Source organism: Candidatus Brocadiia bacterium (assembly GCA_041658285.1).
Taxonomy (GTDB): domain Bacteria; phylum Planctomycetota; class MHYJ01; order JACQXL01; family JACQXL01; genus JBBAAP01.
In genome coordinates, this window is the sequence record JBBAAP010000009.1 from 73,427 (window position 1) to 93,764 (window position 20,338).

Annotated in this window: 20 protein-coding genes and 1 tRNA gene; 6 read left to right on the plus strand and 15 right to left on the minus strand. The window is 47.4% G+C overall.

Annotation, left to right across the window (positions count from 1 at the left end):
* Positions 1 to 52: 52 nt before the first annotated feature.
* The 5 genes from WC980_08565 to greA all read left to right on the plus strand — a co-directional run bounded on the left by WC980_08565 (position 53) and on the right by greA (position 4,098).
* Positions 53 to 129, plus strand: a tRNA-Asp gene (locus WC980_08565).
* Positions 130 to 140: 11 nt separating this feature from the next.
* On the plus strand, positions 141 to 1,235 hold the full coding sequence (locus tag WC980_08570) for an aminotransferase class I/II-fold pyridoxal phosphate-dependent enzyme (GenBank protein MFA5795096.1): 1,095 nt from the start codon (positions 141 to 143) through the stop codon (positions 1,233 to 1,235).
* Positions 1,235 to 2,224, plus strand: coding sequence for a D-glycerate dehydrogenase (locus tag WC980_08575; GenBank protein ID MFA5795097.1), 990 nt, complete (start codon positions 1,235 to 1,237; stop codon positions 2,222 to 2,224). The genes WC980_08570 and WC980_08575 overlap by 1 nt, the downstream gene beginning before the upstream one ends.
* 110 nt (positions 2,225 to 2,334) lie before the next feature.
* Positions 2,335 to 3,612: a GGDEF domain-containing protein gene (locus WC980_08580; protein MFA5795098.1), complete on the plus strand. Its 1,278-nt coding sequence runs from the start codon at positions 2,335 to 2,337 to the stop codon at positions 3,610 to 3,612.
* A 6-nt stretch (positions 3,613 to 3,618) separates the two neighbouring features.
* Positions 3,619 to 4,098 carry a transcription elongation factor GreA gene (gene greA / locus WC980_08585; GenBank protein ID MFA5795099.1) on the plus strand — a complete coding sequence of 160 codons (480 nt, stop codon included), beginning with the start codon at positions 3,619 to 3,621 and terminating at the stop codon, positions 4,096 to 4,098.
* Here greA and WC980_08590 read toward each other — a convergent pair whose 3' ends face one another.
* Together WC980_08590 and WC980_08595 are read right to left on the minus strand one after the other, a co-directional pair.
* On the minus strand, positions 4,099 to 5,268 hold the full coding sequence (locus WC980_08590) for an FAD-binding oxidoreductase (GenBank protein MFA5795100.1): 1,170 nt from the start codon (positions 5,266 to 5,268) through the stop codon (positions 4,099 to 4,101). It abuts the gene before it with no gap.
* 3 nt (positions 5,269 to 5,271) lie between these two features.
* Positions 5,272 to 7,302 (minus strand): hypothetical protein, encoded by a 2,031-nt coding sequence (locus WC980_08595; GenBank protein ID MFA5795101.1) that lies wholly within the window; start codon positions 7,300 to 7,302, stop codon positions 5,272 to 5,274.
* A gap of 125 nt (positions 7,303 to 7,427) precedes the next feature.
* Between WC980_08595 and WC980_08600 the strand changes: the two genes are divergently transcribed.
* Positions 7,428 to 8,453, plus strand: a complete 1,026-nt coding sequence (locus WC980_08600) for a hypothetical protein (GenBank protein ID MFA5795102.1) — start codon at positions 7,428 to 7,430, stop codon at positions 8,451 to 8,453.
* A gap of 27 nt (positions 8,454 to 8,480) precedes the next feature.
* On the opposite strand, the gene WC980_08605 is transcribed toward WC980_08600, so the two are convergent.
* The 13 genes from WC980_08605 to WC980_08665 form a co-directional block, all read right to left on the minus strand.
* Complete coding sequence (locus WC980_08605) at positions 8,481 to 9,605, minus strand: hypothetical protein (GenBank protein MFA5795103.1); 1,125 nt, start codon at positions 9,603 to 9,605, stop codon at positions 8,481 to 8,483.
* Entirely contained in the window at positions 9,602 to 10,219 is a 618-nt protein-coding gene (locus tag WC980_08610; protein ID MFA5795104.1) for a protein-L-isoaspartate(D-aspartate) O-methyltransferase, read from the minus strand. Before WC980_08610 ends, WC980_08605 begins: the two co-directional genes overlap by 4 nt.
* Before the next feature lie 86 nt (positions 10,220 to 10,305).
* Positions 10,306 to 11,004 carry an FHA domain-containing protein gene (locus tag WC980_08615; protein ID MFA5795105.1) on the minus strand — a complete coding sequence of 233 codons (699 nt, stop codon included), beginning with the start codon at positions 11,002 to 11,004 and terminating at the stop codon, positions 10,306 to 10,308.
* Between the two features lie 3 nt (positions 11,005 to 11,007).
* Positions 11,008 to 11,256 (minus strand): 50S ribosomal protein L27, encoded by a 249-nt coding sequence (gene rpmA, locus WC980_08620; GenBank protein MFA5795106.1) that lies wholly within the window; start codon positions 11,254 to 11,256, stop codon positions 11,008 to 11,010.
* A gap of 100 nt (positions 11,257 to 11,356) precedes the next feature.
* Entirely contained in the window at positions 11,357 to 12,424 is a 1,068-nt protein-coding gene (locus tag WC980_08625; GenBank protein ID MFA5795107.1) for a ChaN family lipoprotein, read from the minus strand.
* Between the two features lie 6 nt (positions 12,425 to 12,430).
* Positions 12,431 to 13,360: a thiamine pyrophosphate-dependent enzyme gene (locus WC980_08630; protein MFA5795108.1), complete on the minus strand. Its 930-nt coding sequence runs from the start codon at positions 13,358 to 13,360 to the stop codon at positions 12,431 to 12,433.
* A complete protein-coding gene (locus tag WC980_08635) occupies positions 13,357 to 14,520 on the minus strand; it encodes a transketolase C-terminal domain-containing protein (GenBank protein ID MFA5795109.1) in 1,164 nt (387 codons plus the stop codon). The genes WC980_08630 and WC980_08635 overlap by 4 nt, the downstream gene beginning before the upstream one ends.
* A 43-nt stretch (positions 14,521 to 14,563) precedes the next feature.
* Positions 14,564 to 14,926 carry a GxxExxY protein gene (locus WC980_08640; protein MFA5795110.1) on the minus strand — a complete coding sequence of 121 codons (363 nt, stop codon included), beginning with the start codon at positions 14,924 to 14,926 and terminating at the stop codon, positions 14,564 to 14,566.
* 177 nt (positions 14,927 to 15,103) lie between these two features.
* Positions 15,104 to 16,753: an NAD(P)-binding protein gene (locus tag WC980_08645; protein ID MFA5795111.1), complete on the minus strand. Its 1,650-nt coding sequence runs from the start codon at positions 16,751 to 16,753 to the stop codon at positions 15,104 to 15,106.
* Positions 16,754 to 16,784: 31 nt separating this feature from the next.
* Positions 16,785 to 17,366, minus strand: coding sequence for a 2-oxoacid:acceptor oxidoreductase family protein (locus WC980_08650; protein ID MFA5795112.1), 582 nt, complete (start codon positions 17,364 to 17,366; stop codon positions 16,785 to 16,787).
* 248 nt (positions 17,367 to 17,614) lie between these two features.
* Positions 17,615 to 18,775, minus strand: coding sequence for a hypothetical protein (locus WC980_08655; protein ID MFA5795113.1), 1,161 nt, complete (start codon positions 18,773 to 18,775; stop codon positions 17,615 to 17,617).
* A gap of 101 nt (positions 18,776 to 18,876) precedes the next feature.
* Complete coding sequence (locus WC980_08660; GenBank protein ID MFA5795114.1) at positions 18,877 to 19,680, minus strand: hypothetical protein; 804 nt, start codon at positions 19,678 to 19,680, stop codon at positions 18,877 to 18,879.
* A 183-nt stretch (positions 19,681 to 19,863) separates the two neighbouring features.
* On the minus strand, positions 19,864 to 20,316 hold the full coding sequence (locus WC980_08665; GenBank protein ID MFA5795115.1) for a hypothetical protein: 453 nt from the start codon (positions 20,314 to 20,316) through the stop codon (positions 19,864 to 19,866).
* Between the last annotated feature and the right edge of the window lie 22 nt (positions 20,317 to 20,338).

Sequence of the window (20,338 nt, forward strand, 5' to 3'; positions counted from 1 at the left end):
AGTTGACAATGGCAATTATTAAGGTAAGTATTTTGTGACTAATTATTCATCAGGGGGTGTAGCTCAATTGGTTAGAGTACCAGACTGTCGATCTGGATGTTGCGGGTTCGAATCCCGTCACCCTCGCCACTAATAACAGTATGATTTCTAAACGGGCCTTAAAAATTGAAGCATCGGAAATCCGTAAAGCATTTGATTTAGCCCGCTCATTAAAAGATCCAATTGACCTTTCTATCGGACAACCAAATTTTGAAGTGCCCCAGCCCATCCAAGAAGCCGCTATAGCCGCAATTAAAAGCGGTTTCAACAGATATACAACTACGCAAGGCATTCCGGAACTCCGTGACAAACTCATCAAGCAATTCGAACAACGTTTCAACTTTAAACCACCAGCCCTAATGGTTACCTCGGCCGTAGCCGGCGCAATTACCTTGGCGCTGATGGTCCTTTTAGATGAAAATGACGAAGTTATCGTCACTGATCCGTATTTTCCATCTTATAAACACATTGTCCATATCGCCGGCGGCATCTGCAAGTTTGCAAACACTTATCCTGACTTCCGCCTGAAAAAGGAAGCTTTCGAAAAACTCATTACGCCACGCACTAAAATAATCATCATCAGCAGTCCATGCAATCCCACCGGCGTTGCCTATACTAAATCCGAAATACTAATGCTGGTAGACCTAGCCAAAAAACATGATTTAATCATTATCTCTGACGAAATATATAATTCCTTCCTTTATGATACCGATTCGCTGGAAAGTCCTATCAAATATTATGATAAAACGATATTGATGGACGGATTTTCAAAAAAATACGGTGTTCCAGGCTGGCGGCTGGGATATGCGGTCGGACCACAAGAAATCATAGAACGAATGACTATTTTACAGCAATGGTCGTTCGTTTGCGCACCGGCTCCATTCCAAAAAGCGGCCGTAGTAGCGCTTGACTGCGATATGAGCGCCCAAATAAATGAGTTTAAGCGACGACGAGATTTAGGCTATTCTATGCTCAAAGATAAGTTTGAACTCGTCAAACCGGATGGCGCTTTTTATTTCTTTCCCAAGGCTCCCGATGGTAATGCCGGTGCGTTTATAAAAAAAGCTGTGGACAATAATGTTTTAATTGTCCCGGGCTGTGCTTTTTCCGAACAAAATACGCATTTCCGTATCTCGTACGCCGTTCATGAGAAAAAACTAATTAAAGGACTGGAAATACTTAACAAATTAGCATAATGAAGCCGTTTAATGTTTTTATCACCCGCCTAATACCTGATCCAGGACTGCATTTATTAAAAAAAGATAAACGATTTAAAGTCCGTGTTAATACTCTTAATCATCCGTTGACTCATCAGGAATTAATCCGCAACTTCAAAGGCAAAGACGGCGTAATATGCCTCCTTTCAGACAAAATTGATAAGAAAATAATCAACGCATCGCCAGCGTTAAAAATTATCGCTAATTACGCCGTAGGCTATGATAACATTGATATCGGCCACGCCACCTGCCGGGGAATACTTATAACCAACACACCCGGAGTGCTTACCGAAGCTACTGCCGAGCTTACATGGGCGCTGATTCTAGCTATTGCGCGCCGGATTACCGAGGGAGAACGTTTTTTAAGGGCTGGTAAATTTACCTACACCAATTGGTCACCCACCCTGCTTTTGGGAACTGATATCCGCGATAAAACTATAGGAATTATTGGCGCGGGCCGAATTGGACAATCGGTCGCTCGCAAGGCCATCGGTTTTCAAATGAAAATACTTTATACCGGGCGCAAGGCAAAAACTGATTTTGAAAAAGAAACCGGCGCCAGACGAGTATCACTATCAAGATTACTTAAACAATCTGATTTTGTTTGCTTACATATCCCAGGGACTTCCCAAACATATCATCTTATCGGCATGAAAGAATTACAGATGATGAAACACACGGCCTTTCTTATCAATGCATCCCGAGGCGTCGTCATCGATGAAAATGCCCTAGTTAAGGCGCTATCCAATAAAATTATCGCCGGAGCTGCACTTGATGTTTACGAAAAAGAGCCTTCTGTCCACCCCGGATTACTTAAGCTTAATAATGTCGTGCTGATGCCTCATCTGGGCAGCGCTACAGTCGAAACTAGAAACAAAATGTCGCTGATAGCGGCAACAAACCTAATAGCCGGACTGACCGGTAATCGACCGCCTAATCTTATTAATCCTGATATTTTCCGCCCCTAAAAGCAAAAAAAACCTTATGTTTACCACCAGCTCCAAACAGTAATAAATTGTTGATTTATCTGGCTTAAGTATTAGCATTTATTTTAATACCTGTTATCTAGAAATTGATTATGATTCGTAAACTATTTTACATCTTATTTATCAGCGCGGTACCTCTAGCAACCATCATTATCGTGGCAGCGTATCACTCATCGTCTTCTTACCAGGATGCCAGTTTCTTCCGTATTTTCCCACCGTTGCTCAGTTCATTTGCTTCTCTAACATCACTTTATACCCTATGCCTAATAGCCCTTTTTTACTATATCAACAGCTCCAATAAAATCCTTAAAGAAAAAATCCAAACTCTAGAAAACGGCAATAATGACATAATATGCCAAAATAAAGAACTTCGCCGACAAATCGATATATTGTCCGCTATCCGTGAAGCCAGTCTGGTACTAACTCAGGACGTTGATTTCCAAACAATCATCAAAAAAGTTCTTAATATAGCTTATCAGTTGACTTGCCCGATATCTTCTTCTATTGCAGATGAAATAACATTATTCCTCAAAGACGAGATTAGCGGCAAACTACGACCCCATGCCCAGCGTAAAGCAAATAAAGTAATCTTCGAAGAAGAACTGGATATAAAAACCATAGATTGGCGCAACGTAAATGAAACTCTGGAATACAGCCGGATGTTTTTTGCTTCAGACGGAGAAATGCACGATTTCACCCTGCCCCTTATTGCCGATCGTGAAACTGTCGGGGTACTTAAGGTCAAAACAGATATTATAGCCCAGGATAAAAATAATTCCCGAATAGAAGAAAAAATTAAGGAGCTCCAGGATTATCTGACCGCATTTAGCAGTATACTAGCTCTTTCGGTTAAAACTCCCCTACTTTATTCAAAAGCTATTACGGACGGACTAACCCAACTTTATACCAAGCGGCATCTCCTTAACGAACTCCCCATCTATTTCGAAATCGCCTCGCGCCACATAGAACCATTCTCGATGGTAATGTTTGACGTAGACTACTTTAAAAAAATTAACGATACTTATGGACATTTAACCGGTGATATGGTCCTGAAAGAAATTGCCAACATATTACATCAAACAATTCGTAAAAGCTCTCCGGCTTATCGCTATGGCGGCGAGGAAATAGCCATAATTCTCCCTGGTACTACCAAAGTTGAAGCTTTTGATTTTGCTGAACGCTTACGTAAAAAAATAGAGGGTCATAAATTCACCTCAAACAACGCCGACCAGATAAATGTAACCATCAGCTGCGGTGTTGCTGAATACGAAAAATCAATGGAAGATTTCAAGGACATCATAATTAAAGCCGATAATGCCCTTTATAGCGCCAAGGAAAACGGACGTAATCAAAGCATTATGACGGAATAAGCAAATATGAATAAAAAAACTCCTATTACTGCGGACGGACTAAAGAAACTTAAAGAAAAATTAAGTAGTCTTACTAGCGAAATTAGACCGGCCGTAGAAAAGCGTCTGGGTGAAGCGCGCGAATTAGGAGATTTGTCTGAAAATTCCGAATTTATCTCTGCCCGTGAAGAACTCTGGCGGGTTGATAATCAGATTAGCGAGCTACAATCAAAAATAACTAATGCCGAGATTGTCTCGGCTCGAAATGTCAACCAAGATGAAGTTGCTTTCGGCGCCTGCGTCAAAGTTAATGATTTAGATGCAAATATTATCGAAGAATATATCTTGGTCGGAGACGGAGAATCTAACCCGGCTGAGAACCTTATCGCTATTACAACTCCTATTGGACAAGGCCTAATGGGACACAAAATCGGAGAAATTGTAAAGATTAAAGTACCAGCCGGCGTATTGAAATATCAGATTATTGGAATAAAATACAACCAATAATCAAAGCGTCATCCCTTGCTTAATCTTGAATTCAGAGACATCCCCCGATAAAGCCGATCTGGTTATTAGCATTGGCTTTGTATCAATTGATGTTTTAATACCAGTAGCAATTTGGGCAACCAGCTTCCCAAGCATCCCGGCACGCATAAACCCATAGCCGTTTGAGCCATTGGCAAGTATCAGCCCCGACACCTCCGGTACAGGACCAATAATCGGAAGACGATCAGGAGTTGCGGTGCAGAGACCTGCCCAGGAATTAGCCACTTTTGCATCAGACATATGAGGAATAAGGTCCGAAACTTTCTGGGCTATTTCTTCCAGGAATGAACTATCAACCTTCTGCTGAAACATATCAGGATTTTCTTCTTTTTCAGTCGTGCCATCACCCGCCAGCAACAAACCACCCGTTTCGCCGTGGAAATAAACGTTGCGGTGCATATCATACACCGCCGCAAACCGTTCTGGCAAAGGCTCCACCGGCTTAAGTATCGCAATCTGGGTGCGGTAAGGTTTAAACGGTAGCTTTAGGCCTATCATATTGCCTATTTTCTTAGCCCAACAACCAGACGCATTAATAACTATCCTCGTAGAAATACTGCCTTCCGTTGTTTTAACAGCCGTAATCCCGCCTCGGGACATCTCTATACCCGTAACCTCGGACATCTCATTAACCCTAACTCCTTTTTTTCTGGCCGCTTGGGCAAATCCGTATGCTACTTGATAAGGATCCATATAACCATCATCAGAAGTATAAAGACCGCATTTAAAATCACCGGTGCTCATCCAGCTGAGATACTTATGCATATCTTTATTTTCCAACCAATCAGTTCTGACGCCGTATTTTTTAAGCAATGACTCCGACTGACGCAGATATCTCTCCTCAGTATCGTTCATCGCCAAATAGACCAGACCACTCTGATGAAAAAGTTCTTTATTATTTTGGCTGTTAAGCTTTCTATATATTTCCAAAGATCCCATAACCAATTTAACATCCAACTCAGTATTCCACTGATGTATTGTTAATCCGGCGGCTTTACCGGTAGACCCACTGCCAATAAGGTTTTTTTCCAGCAGGATTACATTTTTAACACCCATCTCACCAAGATGGTAGGCAATACTAGTCCCGATAATTCCGCCGCCAATAACAATGATATCCGCTGTTTTATCCACGTTTTATTTGCCTCCTACCGTATCAATCCCGGCACCTTTGTCTCCTTTAGTCCAACGGCTGTTATTGGCACTTCCACAACCAGGGTTAAGATATTGTTCCGAATAAAAATCATTCCCATTCAGGTCCAGGAAAATACCAATACTTCCGTAATTGCGGGCCGTACCACCAAAACCCTGCCCGCCTTTAGGAGAAGTATAATAAATATCATCACTTTCACTATCTATAAATAACGCAACCGAGTTAGTTATTGCTGACCCCTGATTGTTGCCCATTCCGACATACGTATCACGACCGTTTTTGTCGATAAGGATGCCTACAGCCAAATCATGGGCTGCTCCCTGGGCATTACCGCCATAAGTACAGTTATAAAAATCACTGCCCCCTCGGTCTATCAAAATCCCGGTCGAAAGATGTATCCCGCATCCCTGAGCATAAACCTGCGCGTCGTAACGGTCATTACCGGCATTATCTATCAAAATGCCTAATCCGTACCAGTACGAACAGCCCTGGGCATAAAAAAATCCGGTGTAATGATCACTACCGGTTAAATCTATAAGCGTACCCACGCCACCTGAAGCAATCGGCCGGTTACCCTGACCAAATCCCTGGCTCATGCTATAAGGACGGTTATTCATAATCGTACCAGCGGCGGTATAATAATCATCACCAGCTTTATCAATCAACGCCCCGGTGCCCAGCGTAAATCCAATCCCCTGAGAAAACGTTCTGGAATAATACTTAGTATCCCCTGACTCATTATAAAGAATTCCGATGCCCCAACCTCCAGCTCCCTGGCAGAAATGGTTTGCTGAGAATGAGTCCTCATACGAGTTTTTATCCCAAAGTATTCCTATACCAAACATAGCCGCCCCCTGACTAAAGTGCCCCGCCTGATAAATATCATCGCCTCCCAAGTCGGCCAGAATACCAATGCCAAAAAGCGCGCCACCCTGTGAAAACTTCTTATAACAGGAATAAAAATCATCCCCAGCCAAATCAATTACTATCGAGGTCTCAGGATTTGGCAGTCCTATTGCCCCTCCGGCCCGATTAAGATACCTATCGTCTCCGCCCAGATCAATTATCAGTAATGCATCTTTATAATAAATATTTTCTCCGGCTCCACCGATAATCACCGGGCCATTCGGCGTATCCTTATAGAATACAACGTCCCCGGAAACATATTCGTTCCGAATATTATCAGCTTTTATGGTGTCCGTGCTTACGCCCTTAAGCATTTCTATCACATTATCTGCCGCCGATGTCATTATTAATCCAGCTTGATGCAAATAGCTATAATTTATCTTAAGCGTAAGCTTTAACATAGCCACTTCTTCCGGATCTATCACATCCCGGCCCTGAGTCTCAACCTTTGATCCGGGCGGGACAAGATTCATCTCCACTTTTTCTGCGTCAAGCTGAAAATCATCCGGTACACTATCACCATTCAATATCATCTTCGGTATTACGTTCTTAACTATGTATTTACGTTCTTCAAGCGTTAACTTCTCAAATGCTTTGTTCATTAATCCTTGAGATTGATAACTTGCATCAAGCAGACTTCTTAAAATACCCCGCAGTTCTTTCGGGCTTTTATTAACAAGACTGTCGATATCTCCCGAAACTGAGGCTGCTGCTGTACTGCTAATACTCCACCATTTGCCCAAATGAGATACTTCCACCTTAAAGCTATCTAAAAGTGTTTTGGCATCCTGCCAGGACTTATCTATTTTATCGCATTGCCCAGGAAGCTCCAGTGGTTTATGAAGTGAGCCCTGGACTATCTCCAACCGGTAGTCATCATCCTCCATATCTTTCTTGAACCCAAGCGCCGGTCTATCTAGCCCCATCAACTTCAGCGCATCGTCAATATAATACTCTTCTAAAAAACCCAAAGCCTTACCAATATCAGCTGTTACGGTAGCCGTAACAACCGGCACTGGCCGGACATCCAAATGTGTCTTGTTTGATAGCTGACATCCTGTTATTATAACTAATGGAGTTATATAAAATACAATCATTAAGTTTCTCATATTGGCTATTTTTATCACAAATGTCTAAATAGTCAAGTATTGGTCAAAAAAATGGTCAGGCATATTTTCTTGCCCAAAATGCCGCAATAAGATATATAGATTAGTATTAATTTATGAGGTGCCTTATGAAAAACTTGATTGCTTGCATATGGATTATGTCGTTAATCATGACTTCGGCCTTTATGCCCATATTCAGCGCCGAGAATAAAAAACCTACACCGGCACCGGCTACGGAAGCCGATGAAGACGACGAGGACGAGACCAAAGATAAAATAAAAAATCCTTCCGAATCAGCCGAGGATACTCTTCAAAAAGTACGCGATTCATACTACACTATTGAAAAACAGGGCGTAACGCGTTATGCCTGTTTTGTTAAGATTCCGGAAATCGCCAAATCCAGGGATTTTCGCAATAACTTCATCTTAACAAACGTTAATTATGAATTAATCTGGGAACGCGATAAACCAGTTCAGGTCAAGGCACGCGACCTACCGGCATATTTCCGCCCCGAGGCAAAGTTTGAAGCGGAAACATACGCCAGAATGATGCAGGACGCTTACCAAGAATTATCCAAGATTACGTATCCGGTCCAGATATTTTTCAAACTGCTTGATAGTGTAGACAAAACCAAGCTGGAAATAACCGCTTTACCCGATGGCAAACTTACCCGCATAAACATAACCCCTAAAACCAAAGAAAAAGGCTCTGATACAAAGAAGCAAGAACCACAACCCCTCGAACCAAAGGATTCGCCTGATCCTGAACAACCTAATAAGGAAAAAACAAAATCACCCACCCCACTGTCTAATGATGAATCATTTTCTGTGGCTATCTGGTGTAACAAGGATTACCAGATAACAAAATTTGAGACTGCCAATAAGCGTGAGAATATTTTCGCAATAATCTCACCGGTCAAGTATAAAAAACTATGGAATATGGGCAAACTGGATATTACCAAGAAAAACGCTAAAAATGAATTCCTGGAAAGAACACTTATTAATTACCTGTATGAGTATCCGAAGAACATAATGATACCTTCGAGTATCGCCATAACCAAAGTGGACAAGGCCGGCAAACCGTTGGAACGGCGTAACGAACCTAATCCGGTAACAATACAATTTAATCAGTATGAAATAGAAAGTAATAAGTAAGATTAATATCCCCCTACTCGAATGCTGTTACTTAACGGGTTGCTTAATGGCGACGAATGACCGATAAAGGTTCAAATAAATATCAGAAATGGTGGTATTAAGAAAATTTAGCGTATCATCTCCATATCCATAATCAAACTCTTTAGTGCGGACTAATGATTCCAACGCATTCAGCAGGTATTCATCAGCTTGTTCTTTCTTATCTTCAACAATTTCCTCAATCGCCCGGCTCATCTGGTGGCGCATCTCCTGCAAATGGAAAGCCCCATCCAGCACTGTTTCCCCCTTGCTCAGCGGCTCGTTCAAAACAGCTAACGACACTTTTTCCAAAGTTATGTTGGCAGTCTTATCAAACGATAAACTGGACAAACTGGTGTTTATGCTGAATTCATTTATCCGGCCCAAGACTTCTTTATAATGCTCTATTTTCTGCGGCGAACCAGCCACCGGCTGTAACTCAAGGGAATCAATAATCTCCGAATAATTATTCTTCAGGCGATTATTGCATAAAGCCAAAAGGTAATTGATGTTATTCGGCGGATCATCACTCTTAGATACAATTATAACCCGAGCCCAGGCATCCAAATAAAAACCACGCGCCGCTTCCAGATAGGCGTATCTTGACGACCGCTCCATAAAATCGACCGGCACCGGACTATCAGGATGAGCCACCGTATTATTCATCACCCCTTGCTTGGCAACCCGAGTTAGATAATCGCCGGCTATAAGACCCTTTTCCACGAACAAAAACGGCTCTATTTTCTCGACATTATAATCCTTGGGTTTTGTTTCAACGCTGATAAGCTCTTTCAATGCTCTCTCCAAAAAATCAATATTTGGGTCGCTTAATATCATCTGTCCCAAATAGGAATGTTTGGCTTGAACATTAGGCGAAACATTCTTATACAAGCTGACCGCATCGATCAGATGCATATGATAAAATAACGCCGCTTTGACGAATCGCCCGGAAGCGCTGTCATCCAAAGAATCTATTTCAGACAATGCCTTGCTGTATTCCATCAGAGCCCGGTAATTTGACTGTCTTTGATAATATTCATCACCCCGGCTGATATGCTCTTTAGTCGCCGTATAAAGCGACGAACAACCCATACCCAACCAACCGACTAACACGATAACCAATATCCTTTTCATTTCTCTTCCCATCCCTGTTTACCTATTAATTTAACAAATACGCACGAACCAATGTTTTCGGTGATAATCTTTGTACCCTGCCTGCGAACGCGCGTTATTTCCTGATGGCGCTCGCTACCTACCGGAATCAATAGAAAACCGCCGTCAGCCAACTGCTCAATTAACGCATCAGGCACTTTTGGGGCCCCGGCGCTGACGATAATCCTTTCAAACGGCGCCTTTTCCGGCCAGCCCAGCGTCCCATCGCTTATCTTATAAAATACCTTTTTTATGTCCATCTTATTTAACCGTTGTTGAGCCAATTCAGACAACTCGGCTATCCGCTCGACAGTGTAAATATCTCGTGTTAATTCGGACAGAAGAGCCGTCTGGTAACCAGATCCAGTCCCGATCTCAAGAACTTTCTCGTGACCCTTGAGCTCCAGATGCTCAAGCATATAAGCGACTATAAACGGCTGAGAAATGGTCTGACCGTATCCAATCGGCAATGAATGGTCTTCGTAGGCACATCTGATATCATCGGGCAACACGAACAAATGGCGCGGTACTTTCAAGAACGCCCGAATAACGCGCATGTCCTTGATGCCCCGGGTGATGATCTGGCTTTCGGTCATTCCCTGCGCGGACGCAGAAAAATCCTGATTGTTGCCTGAAAGATTTGTGTTGTTTTTCTTATCGATAATAGACTTTTGCGGACTATTTATTTAGGCGGCAGGCCCATATTGAACTTTATCTTCAAAGCCCCTATTTCCAGGACATCCCCGCCCTTAAGGCGATAGTCATCGACCGGCTGGTTATTGACTTTGCCCAGAGCGCTCTTGCTGAAGTTGATGAACCGGAATCCTATTTCGTCACGGATAATCATCGCATGCCGGGGCTGAATAAACCAACCGCTTATTTTAAACTCACACTTGGATGACTTGCCGAAAAACGTGGCTGACTTCATTATCGAATAATTGACGTCGCGCTTTTTCTCCTGATAAGTCAGGTAAGCCGTAAACGGGCTGGCCCTTTCCTTCTGCTTAAGTTCCAACTGCTTGACATTAAGCGCGATGGTATGCTCAGGGTCTATTTTCTGAACATCAAACTTATCGACTTTTTCCACCTCATTTTTAGGTATCTTGAAAAATATCGAATAGTTCCAGATGGCGATTTCATCGCCGTCATTCAGGTAATGCTTGGTTACTTTCTCGCCCTTGACAAACGTCCCATTACCGCTGCCCAGGTCGGAAAGCACGTAAACATCGTTTTGCTTTTCAATCTTGGCATGATGGCGGGAAATCCCGGAATTGTCTATCCTGACGTCGCAAGTCGGGTCGCGACCGATAAGAATCGTATCTTTATCGATGTGGAAAGTATTAACCGGCTTACGCTCAAATGTTAATACAAGTTCTACCATATTTTAATTAACAACCGGATAAACACTGACCTTCTTGCCGCCTTCGAATTTAACCTTACCGGCGATAAGGGAATAAAGTGTATCATCACGGCCAATATCCACATTCCGTCCCGGTTTATGAAGCGTGCCGCACTGGCGGACAATGATGCCGCCGGGCTTGACCAATTCGCCGCCGAAACGCTTGATGCCGCGGCTTTGGGCATTGCTGTCCCGGTCATTCCTGCTTGAACCGCCGCCTTTTTTATGCGCCATATATAATCTCCTTAGCTAATCCTGTAATCCAGTAGACCTATGTATAGATTATTTTAAAGTACTGTCAAGAAAAATACCGGTTAACCGGCCGAATTATCCGCTATTCCCCTTTGGGCATATCCGAGAAATAAGCGAAATCACCGATGGTCGAAAACAGCAGCTCGCTGTAATCAACCAAATTAAACTTATTGGTTTCGACCGGGACAATCGTCCTGAACGGCACCTGGTAGCGCTTGTAAGCCCGGTCCGGCGTGTTGAACTTGTAATCAACATGGCCACTGCCGAGCACAATCATAACCTGGGCGTCTTTATCGTTCGCCGCCTTAAGATGGTTGGCAATGGTCTCGCTAAAAGTCTCATCCCAAATGCACTGCATCAGGTAGAACCTATCCAGCATGCTGTTGTTCTTGATCGGCCCCATCGCGTTCATCATACCTTTGAACTTATCCATCACGAATTTACGGTGATCCTCGTTAGAGGTGTCGATATCCTTGGCTATCAGTTTCTGTTCCTCGGGCGTCAACTTATCCCAGCCCATATTAGCCATCTTTTGCTTGAGCGGTTTCTCCACGTTCAGGCCCACAGTCTTTATGTTATTAACCTTGGCGTATCTCAACATATCAATGTAATACTTATAATACACACCAAACCCATCCACACTCTTAGTATCAAACTCTTCATCACTAATTTTGCCGTTCATATAGTCATCGGTAATCTGCTGTTTGGAACGATAAAGGAATTCCATGGCCAGCGCCGTCTTGGGGTTAAGCTCGCGCATCCTCTTAAGCACCTTGAGCTGCAAATCATGGTGAGCCACGGTGGTGTGCGATTCGGCCACATAAACCGCCTGAATACCTTTTAAACGGCTTATCATCGTCTCGAAATCTATCACTTCCTTGGTCTTAAGATCCAGATACTTCGTGTATAATTCCGGGTAGCTCATCTTCTGGAGCAGTTCCAGCGACTTCTTGGCGTTCTGTTTCAGAACTTCCATCTGATTATCTCCTGTTTTATCCGCAGGTGCCGGGGCAGACGGTTGCTCCACTTTCACCTCGGTTACCGGTAGCGACTTCGCCTCGGCGACGGTCGGCGCGCTGCCGCAATGCGTATTAAACACAAAAATCAGACCCAATCCACAAAGAACACTCAACAACTTTATTGCTTTCATTATATTTTACTTCTCCTTTATAATTTTGCACCTATTCAATAATACTTCCCACGAAAAGTCAATGTTTTTCTCGATATTTTTAATATCCTCTTCGCTTAAACCCTTAAATCTGCCCTGAACCCCGATATATTGCCGGAGAATCTCAGGACGGGAAAGTACTTTAGACTTAGGCTTGTTCCGCGGTTCTTGCGGGTCAGGCAGATTAAGCGTATATTTTATGCCGTTCTCGACCTCATAAAGCGGGAAATACCTTGACTGCACCGCCTGCCGGGCCAGCTTAATCGATAAATCAGGCAATGTCTTCCATCCGGGCAGGCACGGCGCGAATATGTGAATGAATCTGGTGCCGGTAACCGACTTGGCCTTCCGGAGCTTGCGGACCAAATCGTCCGGGTAAGCCACCGAAGCGGTAGCCGCATAAGCCACCTTGTGCGCCACCATAATGTCCATAATATTCTTCTTGGGCTCCCCTTTCCGGGCCGGCGTGGTCGTGGTCCAGGCGCCCCAGGGCGTAGCTGAACTGCGCTGGATACCGGTATTCATATAAGCCTCATTATCATAGCAAACGTAAATAAAGTTCTCCTGCCGCTCGGCCGCACCGGACAAAGCCTGCAAGCCGATGTCAAACGTACCGCCGTCGCCGGCCCAGGTCATGACCGTGATATCCTTCTTGCCCAGAATATCCAGCGCCGCGCGTACTCCCGAGGCCATTGAGCCGCCTGTTTCAAAAGCGGTATGGCCCAGCGGCACCGTCACCGATGAATACGGGAACGGACCGTCAATGATGGACCAGCAACAGGCCGGCAATACAATCATCGTCTTCTTGCCCAGCGCCTTAAGAGCCAGCTTCATGGCCAGTGCCCCGCCGCAACCCGGGCAGGCCACGTGGCCCGAGCGCATGAATTCCTGGTCCGGAACATTACCTTTGAATATCATACCAATTCCTTCTTCAACCCGACCCAGATTGACCTGTCCGCCGGTGTTTTGGCCTTCTTGGTCTGGTAATAAATATCTTTTATCGTATCCGGCGTGACGTCTCGGCCGCCCATACCCACCACATAACTGTATATCTGCGGTTTCCGTGGCGTATTGCACATCGCCGCCTTGAGCTCCTGGCAGAATATCCCGCCCACGCCGAAAGAATTATTACGGTCTATCACCGCCACCTTCTTGGTCTTGGTGAGCACTGCGTTGATGGCCTTAGCCGGGAACGGCCTGAACAGCCTGACCTTGAGCAAGCCGACCTTTTCGCCCTTCTTGCGCAGCTCGTCAACCACATCGCGGCTGGTCGAGGTTATGGTCGCCGAGGTCAGCAGGATGATGTCCGCGCCGTCGCAACGGTACGCTTCAATGATTCCGTAACTACGTCCGAAGGCCCGCCCGAAATCGCGGTCCACCTGCTTGGCAACTTCCAAACCGTTTTGTATGGCCTGCTCTATCTGGTATTTGAATTCCATATTAAAATCCGGCGTGGTCAGTCCGCCGAATGACGAAGGCTTATTGATGTCCAGTTGGAAGGCCGGCTTGTAAGACGGCAGGAACCGGTCCACCTTCTTCTGGTCCGGCACATCGACCGGTTCGGAGGTATGCGAAAGCACAAAAGCGTCCAGCACCACCATCACCGGCAGGTAGACCTTCTCGGCAATCCGAAAGGCCTGAATGACCGTATCAATCACTTCCTGGTTGGATTCGCAGTAAATCTGCATCCAGCCGGTATCGCGCTGCGAAAGAGAATCGTTCTGCTCGGTCCAGATATTCCAGCCCGGACCGATGGAGCGGTTGACATCGGCCATAACGATGGGCAGACGGGCGTTGGCCGCCCAGTGAATCAGCTCGTGCATCAGCAGCAATCCCTGTCCGCTGGTAGCCGTAAAGGCCCTGGCCCCGGTCAGCGAAGCGCCGATGCAGGCGGCCATGGCCGAATGCTCAGACTCAACCTTAATGAACTTAGCGTTCAGTCGCCCGGTCCGGCAGAACTCCGAGAGCATCTCGACTATCTGAGTCTGAGGCGTTATCGGATAAGCCGATATCACCTGCGCCCGGGACAGCATCGCCCCGTAAGATACACAATGATTACCTGAAATTACTTCTCTCATACCTTTACCACGAAAACACGAAATTGAGAAAACACTAAATTAATTAATTTACTATCCTTTTTATATCCAGTACAGGCTTGGCAAAATTGAGCAAAAGCCCAATCTTCAGTCCTGTTGCTTTCAAATAAGATAATAGCTGAGCTGTATGCGACTCATCGAATTCCTTCACCGCTTTCAACTCAACAATGACTTGATTATCAACTATCAAATCAAGCCTATGAACCCCTATTTCCTTTCCGTCGTAATATATCTTTATTTCCTTTTGTTCGACTACCGGCAACCCTCTTTTCGCCAATTCAATAGGCAATGCCGCTTGGTATATCGACTCCAGAAAACCCGGTCCCAGTTTCTTATGCACCTCAATTCCAGCGCCTATAATCTTCTTAGACAGCTCGTCAAATTCCATTTAATCCGTTTTTAACTATATTTCGCTTCTTTCGTACTTTCTTAATATCCTAAGAAATCTTATCCTTTTCCTTATTTCCCACTTTCGCGCTTTCGTGGTATCCTAATAGCCTTTTCTTTTCCCACTATCTTATTCTTTTTCCTACTTTCGTATTTTCGTGCCTTCGTGGTAAATTATTTATCTCTTCTCTTCCACTAAGCTTATGGCCCGGCGCGGGCATTCAGTCACGCACACGCCGCAACCCTTGCAATAATCGTAATTGAACTCATAGCCGGACTTCTTCTTGAGCACGGCCATATCCGGACAGAAAATAAAACAGTTGTCACACTTATTGCATACCCCGCAACTGAAGCAACGGGTCGATTCTTTATGTAATGTCTCGTCCTTGTATCCCTGGAGCACCTCGTCAAAACTGCTGGTCCGCTTGTTGACCGGCAATTTCTGCATATCCATCCGCGGCGCCACTTCGAAGTAAGCCGTATTGAGTTCCTCAAAGGCCACCGGCTTGGTTGTCTTGGGTTGCGGCTGGTTGAGCTTACCCTTGACCAGGTATTCGTTGATGGCAAAGGCCGCCCGCTTGCCGGCCCCAATGGCCTCAACCACCGTGCGCGGCCCGGTCAGCGCGTCGCCGCCCACGAACACGCCGTTGACCACGGTCATGCCGTTGCCGTCGGCCCGTATCCAGCCGTCATTCAACACGCCCGGCGGCAGGAACGAGGTCTCAGCCATCTCGCCGATGGCCGTGATGATGCCGTCCAGCTTGACCTTAAAATTAGAACCCTTTATCGGCACCGGCGACCGCCGGCCGGACTTGTCCACCGGCCCCAGCTTCATCCGGATGCATTCCAACCCGGTTATCTTCGAACCCTTGGTCAATATCTTAACCGGAGCCGTCAGGAACAGGAACGGTATCTTCTCCTCCTCGGCTTCGTGAATCTCGTCAGGTATGGCCGGCATCTCGCCCTTGGTCCGGCGGTAGATAATCAATGGGTCCTTACCCATCCGGAGCAGGCTCCGGGCCGCGTCCATAGCCGCGTTGCCGCCGCCGATGACCGCGATTTCACGGCCCAGCTTGGGCTTTCGCCCACGGGCCAGCATATCCAGGAACTCCAGAGCCGGGATGACGTTATGGTTATCCTCGCCCGCAATGCCCAGCTTGCGTTCTATGTAAGCGCCGGTGGCGATGAATATGGCGTCGTATTCGCAGGTCAGCCCGGCAAACGACTCGTTCCGGCCCAACCTGAAATTGGTCTTGACATTGACGCCCAGCCTGACAATCCGGTCTATCTCGGCCTGGGCAACCCGCTTGGGTAATCTGTATGAAGGTATGGCGTTGGTCAGCAATCCGCCCAGCCGCGATGAAGCCTCGAGTATGGTCGGCCGGTAGCCCATCAAAGCCAACTGGTAAGCGCAGGAAAGCCCGGCCGGTCCGCCGCCCACGATGGCCACCTTTTTAGACTTGCGCTTGGCCGGCCGCTTGAACGACAGCTTATGGCTCAGTCCGTAATCGCCGATGAAACGCTCGATATTATGCACCGCGATGGCCTCATCGTATGTCGCCCGGTTACAGGCCGTCTCGCAGGGATGGAAACACACCCTGCCGCAGGTGGCCGGCAACGGATTGTTCTTGGTCAACAGTTCCCAAGCCTGGCGGTATTGATTGTTGTTAAGCAGGTCGATGTAGCCCTGGATTTGCTCGCCGGCCGGACAGGCGTCGTTGCACGGCGGCAGTTTGTTCTCATAAACCGGCCGGAAATTGCGCCAGGAACCGGTCTTGTTATAAAGGGTCGAATCGAACGAAATAGCCCAGGGCGGTAGTTTTTTCATAAGTGCGATCTCTTTTTTGCACAATCCCGCTTCAGCGGGATAGTTCCAATAGTTTATTATTGCTTTTGACTATTTTAGCCGCCTCTTCCGCGGCCTTGACATTGGTCGCCGGGTCAAACGGCACGCCCTCGCTGATGGCCTTGCGCAGGGTGTCTATATTCAGCTTGACGGCCAGCGGCAGGCGACAGACCGCGCCCAAGATGGCCGTATTGACGATAGGAGCCGTCCGCGCGCCCAGCCGGTACTTGATGGCCACCCCGGTGGCGTCCACCGTGGCCACGTTGAACCGTTTGGGGAACTTCATCTGGTCCGGTTCCTTATTGCTGTTAATCAGAATCCAGCCGCCGTCCTTGAGCCCGACCGTCACGTCAACCGAATTAAGGAGCACCGGGTCAAGCACCACGATATGGTCCGGCTTATAGATGCGGCAACGCAACCGAATGGGTTTGGTATCGATGCGCAGGTAAGCGGCCACCGGAGCGCCGCGCCGTTCCACGCCGAATTCCGGGAAGGTCTGGACCGACTGGCCCTGGGCAAAGAAAGAATCCGCTAATATTTCCGAAGCGATAACCGCGCCCTGTCCGCCGCGGCCGTGAATTCTGATTTCAATCATAACCCTTCACCCACATCTCTACGGATTGCGAAATTAGTGACCAAATGTTTTAACAATCATACCGATGTCTTCCGGTCGGTCAAGAAAAAGAGATAAATTACCGGTTGTTAACCACAAAAAACTAATTTCACTACGAACCTGACCGACTACCTGTCCGAACGGAAATTCGTCCGGGCGGGCGTCAGTCAGGCGGAGGCACGAAGAACACAAAGATTTTTAGTGTCCATTCGTGTTAATTCGTGGCTAAATTACTCTATCCAACCTCTTATCCAGATATTGATACTTGTGAATACGCCATTTTTAGTGGCGAGAACTCTCAACTGTCTCAGTGCATCGACAGCAAGCATACATTCTTTATAGGCATTGTTATTCATCCCCACCATATTCTGCCAGATGAAATGTATGGTTGAATTCCCATAGTCAGAGCCAGAACGGCGGCCAAGGACCGTCAGTATCTGCTCCATACCCACCGGCACAGACATGGCGTTTAACTGGATTTCCACCAGCACCGCCTGTGCCGTTACCGGAATAACGGTTGACAGGTCTATCAGTTGGTCAATGTCCGCCATCGAGTTCTCGGAGAAGACCAAGGGCTGCGAAGGTAACAGGGTCAACTGCATCCCTCCCGCACCGCCGGTAGGCGGAGCAATCCAATTGAACTTGCCGGTGGCCGCATCGAAAGACAGGATTTGCCCGTCCGTGGGCGGAGCCAGATTATAGAGCAGTTCGTGATTGATACAGGCCAAGGCAATCTTGACCCAATCCACGGCCCGGTCCGCTATCTTCGCATTGGTAACAGCGCCTGTTGCTATCTTTTCGGCGGTTACTGCGTCTCCTGCGATTTCTGCGTTTTCTATTGGCGGTGTCAATGGTCGTGTCACCCCGCCCGGAGTAAAGGAAAGCTTGGCCGGAGTCACCGCGCCATCCAATATCTTAGGCGTAGTTACCGCAGAATCCCTGAGTTCTCCGGTGCCGACGGCATTGGCGGCGATATCTCCCTGGGTGATGGTGTTCTGGGCTATCTTGGCTCCGGTTATTGCGCCGTCCTTGACTTTATCCGTGGAGACGGAGTTATTCTGGAGCTTGGCCTCGGTAACAGAGGCATCGGCAATCTCGGTGGTGGCTACCGGAGGAGTAAGCGGCCTGCCCAGAACGCCGTCGCTAATCTTGTCACGTGTCACGGCTCCGTCCGCAATCTTTGAGCCGGTGACAGCCCCATCCACTATCTTTGCCGTTGTGACGGCCCGGTCAGCTATCTTTTCCCCGGTCACCTGTTTCTCGCCTATCTTGGATGTGGCAACGGCTCCATCCTTGATTTTATCATTGGTAACAGAGTCCTTAGCAATCTTGGATTCCGTCACCGCGTATGTCGCTATCTTTGAGGTTGTTACTTCATTAGGTTTTAACATAATTCAATCTCCTTTAGAGCCAGTTAGCCGCCGCCCCGGGTTTAATCGGGGCGGGGCATTACTGGGTCTCATCCCGGTTATTACGCCGGGATCTTACTTGGTTACGGTATCGACACCTGGATTTCCAGGTATAACTTGCCGTCCAGGATGACGTAGTCGCAATGACTATCGCCGCCCGTGGCGAACAAAGTATATACCGTGGAATCTTGCAAGCCCTTGATTATCGCATTAATGGCGTCGTTTTCCTTCTGGATTGCAGAAGCCTGGAACTTACCGGTCACGATAATCACGCCGCCTTTGAGCAGTTGCTGGGCCAGAGCCGCCTTAAGAGCGGCTCTGGTGTCAACCAGGGTCGTCTGCGCCACGTTGCGCGGTCCGCCCTGAAGCACCTGGTCAACCGCCCGGATAAGCCCTTCTGCGGTCGGGTCATCGGTCAGCCAGAGCGGCGCAATGCCGACTACTGATTTACCGATAGTTTTCTCCCCCGTGAAAGGCAGTGTCCGCTTGGCCACCCGGGTGCTGTAAAGGTCAGCCGCGTTGTCAACCGCCTCTTTGAAACGCTTGGCAACCTCGCCTTCAACCTCTTCAAAAGCCCGTATCAAGGCCTCCTCGTAGGCGCTGAAAGTCGCCAGCACGTTTTCCTGCTGTGCGTTGACAATATCATCGCGGGTCTTACCGCTCCTGGACTTAAAGGTCGGCGCAATCAGAGGCGCAAACCCTTCGGCCGACGGCCCGGCCAGTTTGGTCTTATAGGCCATCTCATCCGGGATAATCAGCTTCCGCTTTTGGTCCATCACCCCGGCCTTGGACTTCAAGCTGTCGCGCCAGTCATTGGTCATATGCTCCGGCGCTTCCGCCAAGTCCAGCGGCACAAACAACAACACCTTACTAACGATTGTAGCCATAAAATCTTACCTCCCCGTTGTTCGTTGTTTGTTTTGCGTAGTTCGTATAACGAACAACGGAATATAAATTCCGAACCACGCTAAGGCCCGGGTCAAACCGGCCGCTCCGGCAGGCGGCAGAAAAAGTAACGCGCCTTACCTGCCGGCGTTACCCGCCGAAACCCGACAATCCGACCCTTTAGCCTATTCATCTGTTTCCTCCTTAAGTAATCGCATACTTTCCAGAACCTCTTTCCTTTCGCCTTGCCTGACATGGGCATTGTCCGGCCACCAGGACATCAACAACCTGATATCAACCCATTTGCCGCCCTGCCGCCGCCTGACCGGCGCAAGGCTTACCCGTCTTGCGGGCGGCGCAAACCTTGCCTGGTAGCAATACCAGCAATAGCCTATGGCCCGGGCCGCAACCGCGGATACGCTCTCCCCGCCCGGCAACGGCTTCCCGCATTCCTTACAGGACTGATACCCGGTATCAGCCGTATCACCTGGACCAGCGCTATCCACGCACTGACGGCATAACCCGGACCAGTGGCAAACCAGGTTCGCTTTGGTGCGCTGTGGTAAAGCCTTACCCCGCATAAGTGCGGGACTGTCTGCGGACTTGCCGCAGGCCCAACATTGTATTATCCGTGCCATAACTACCTCCTTGCCCATTTGG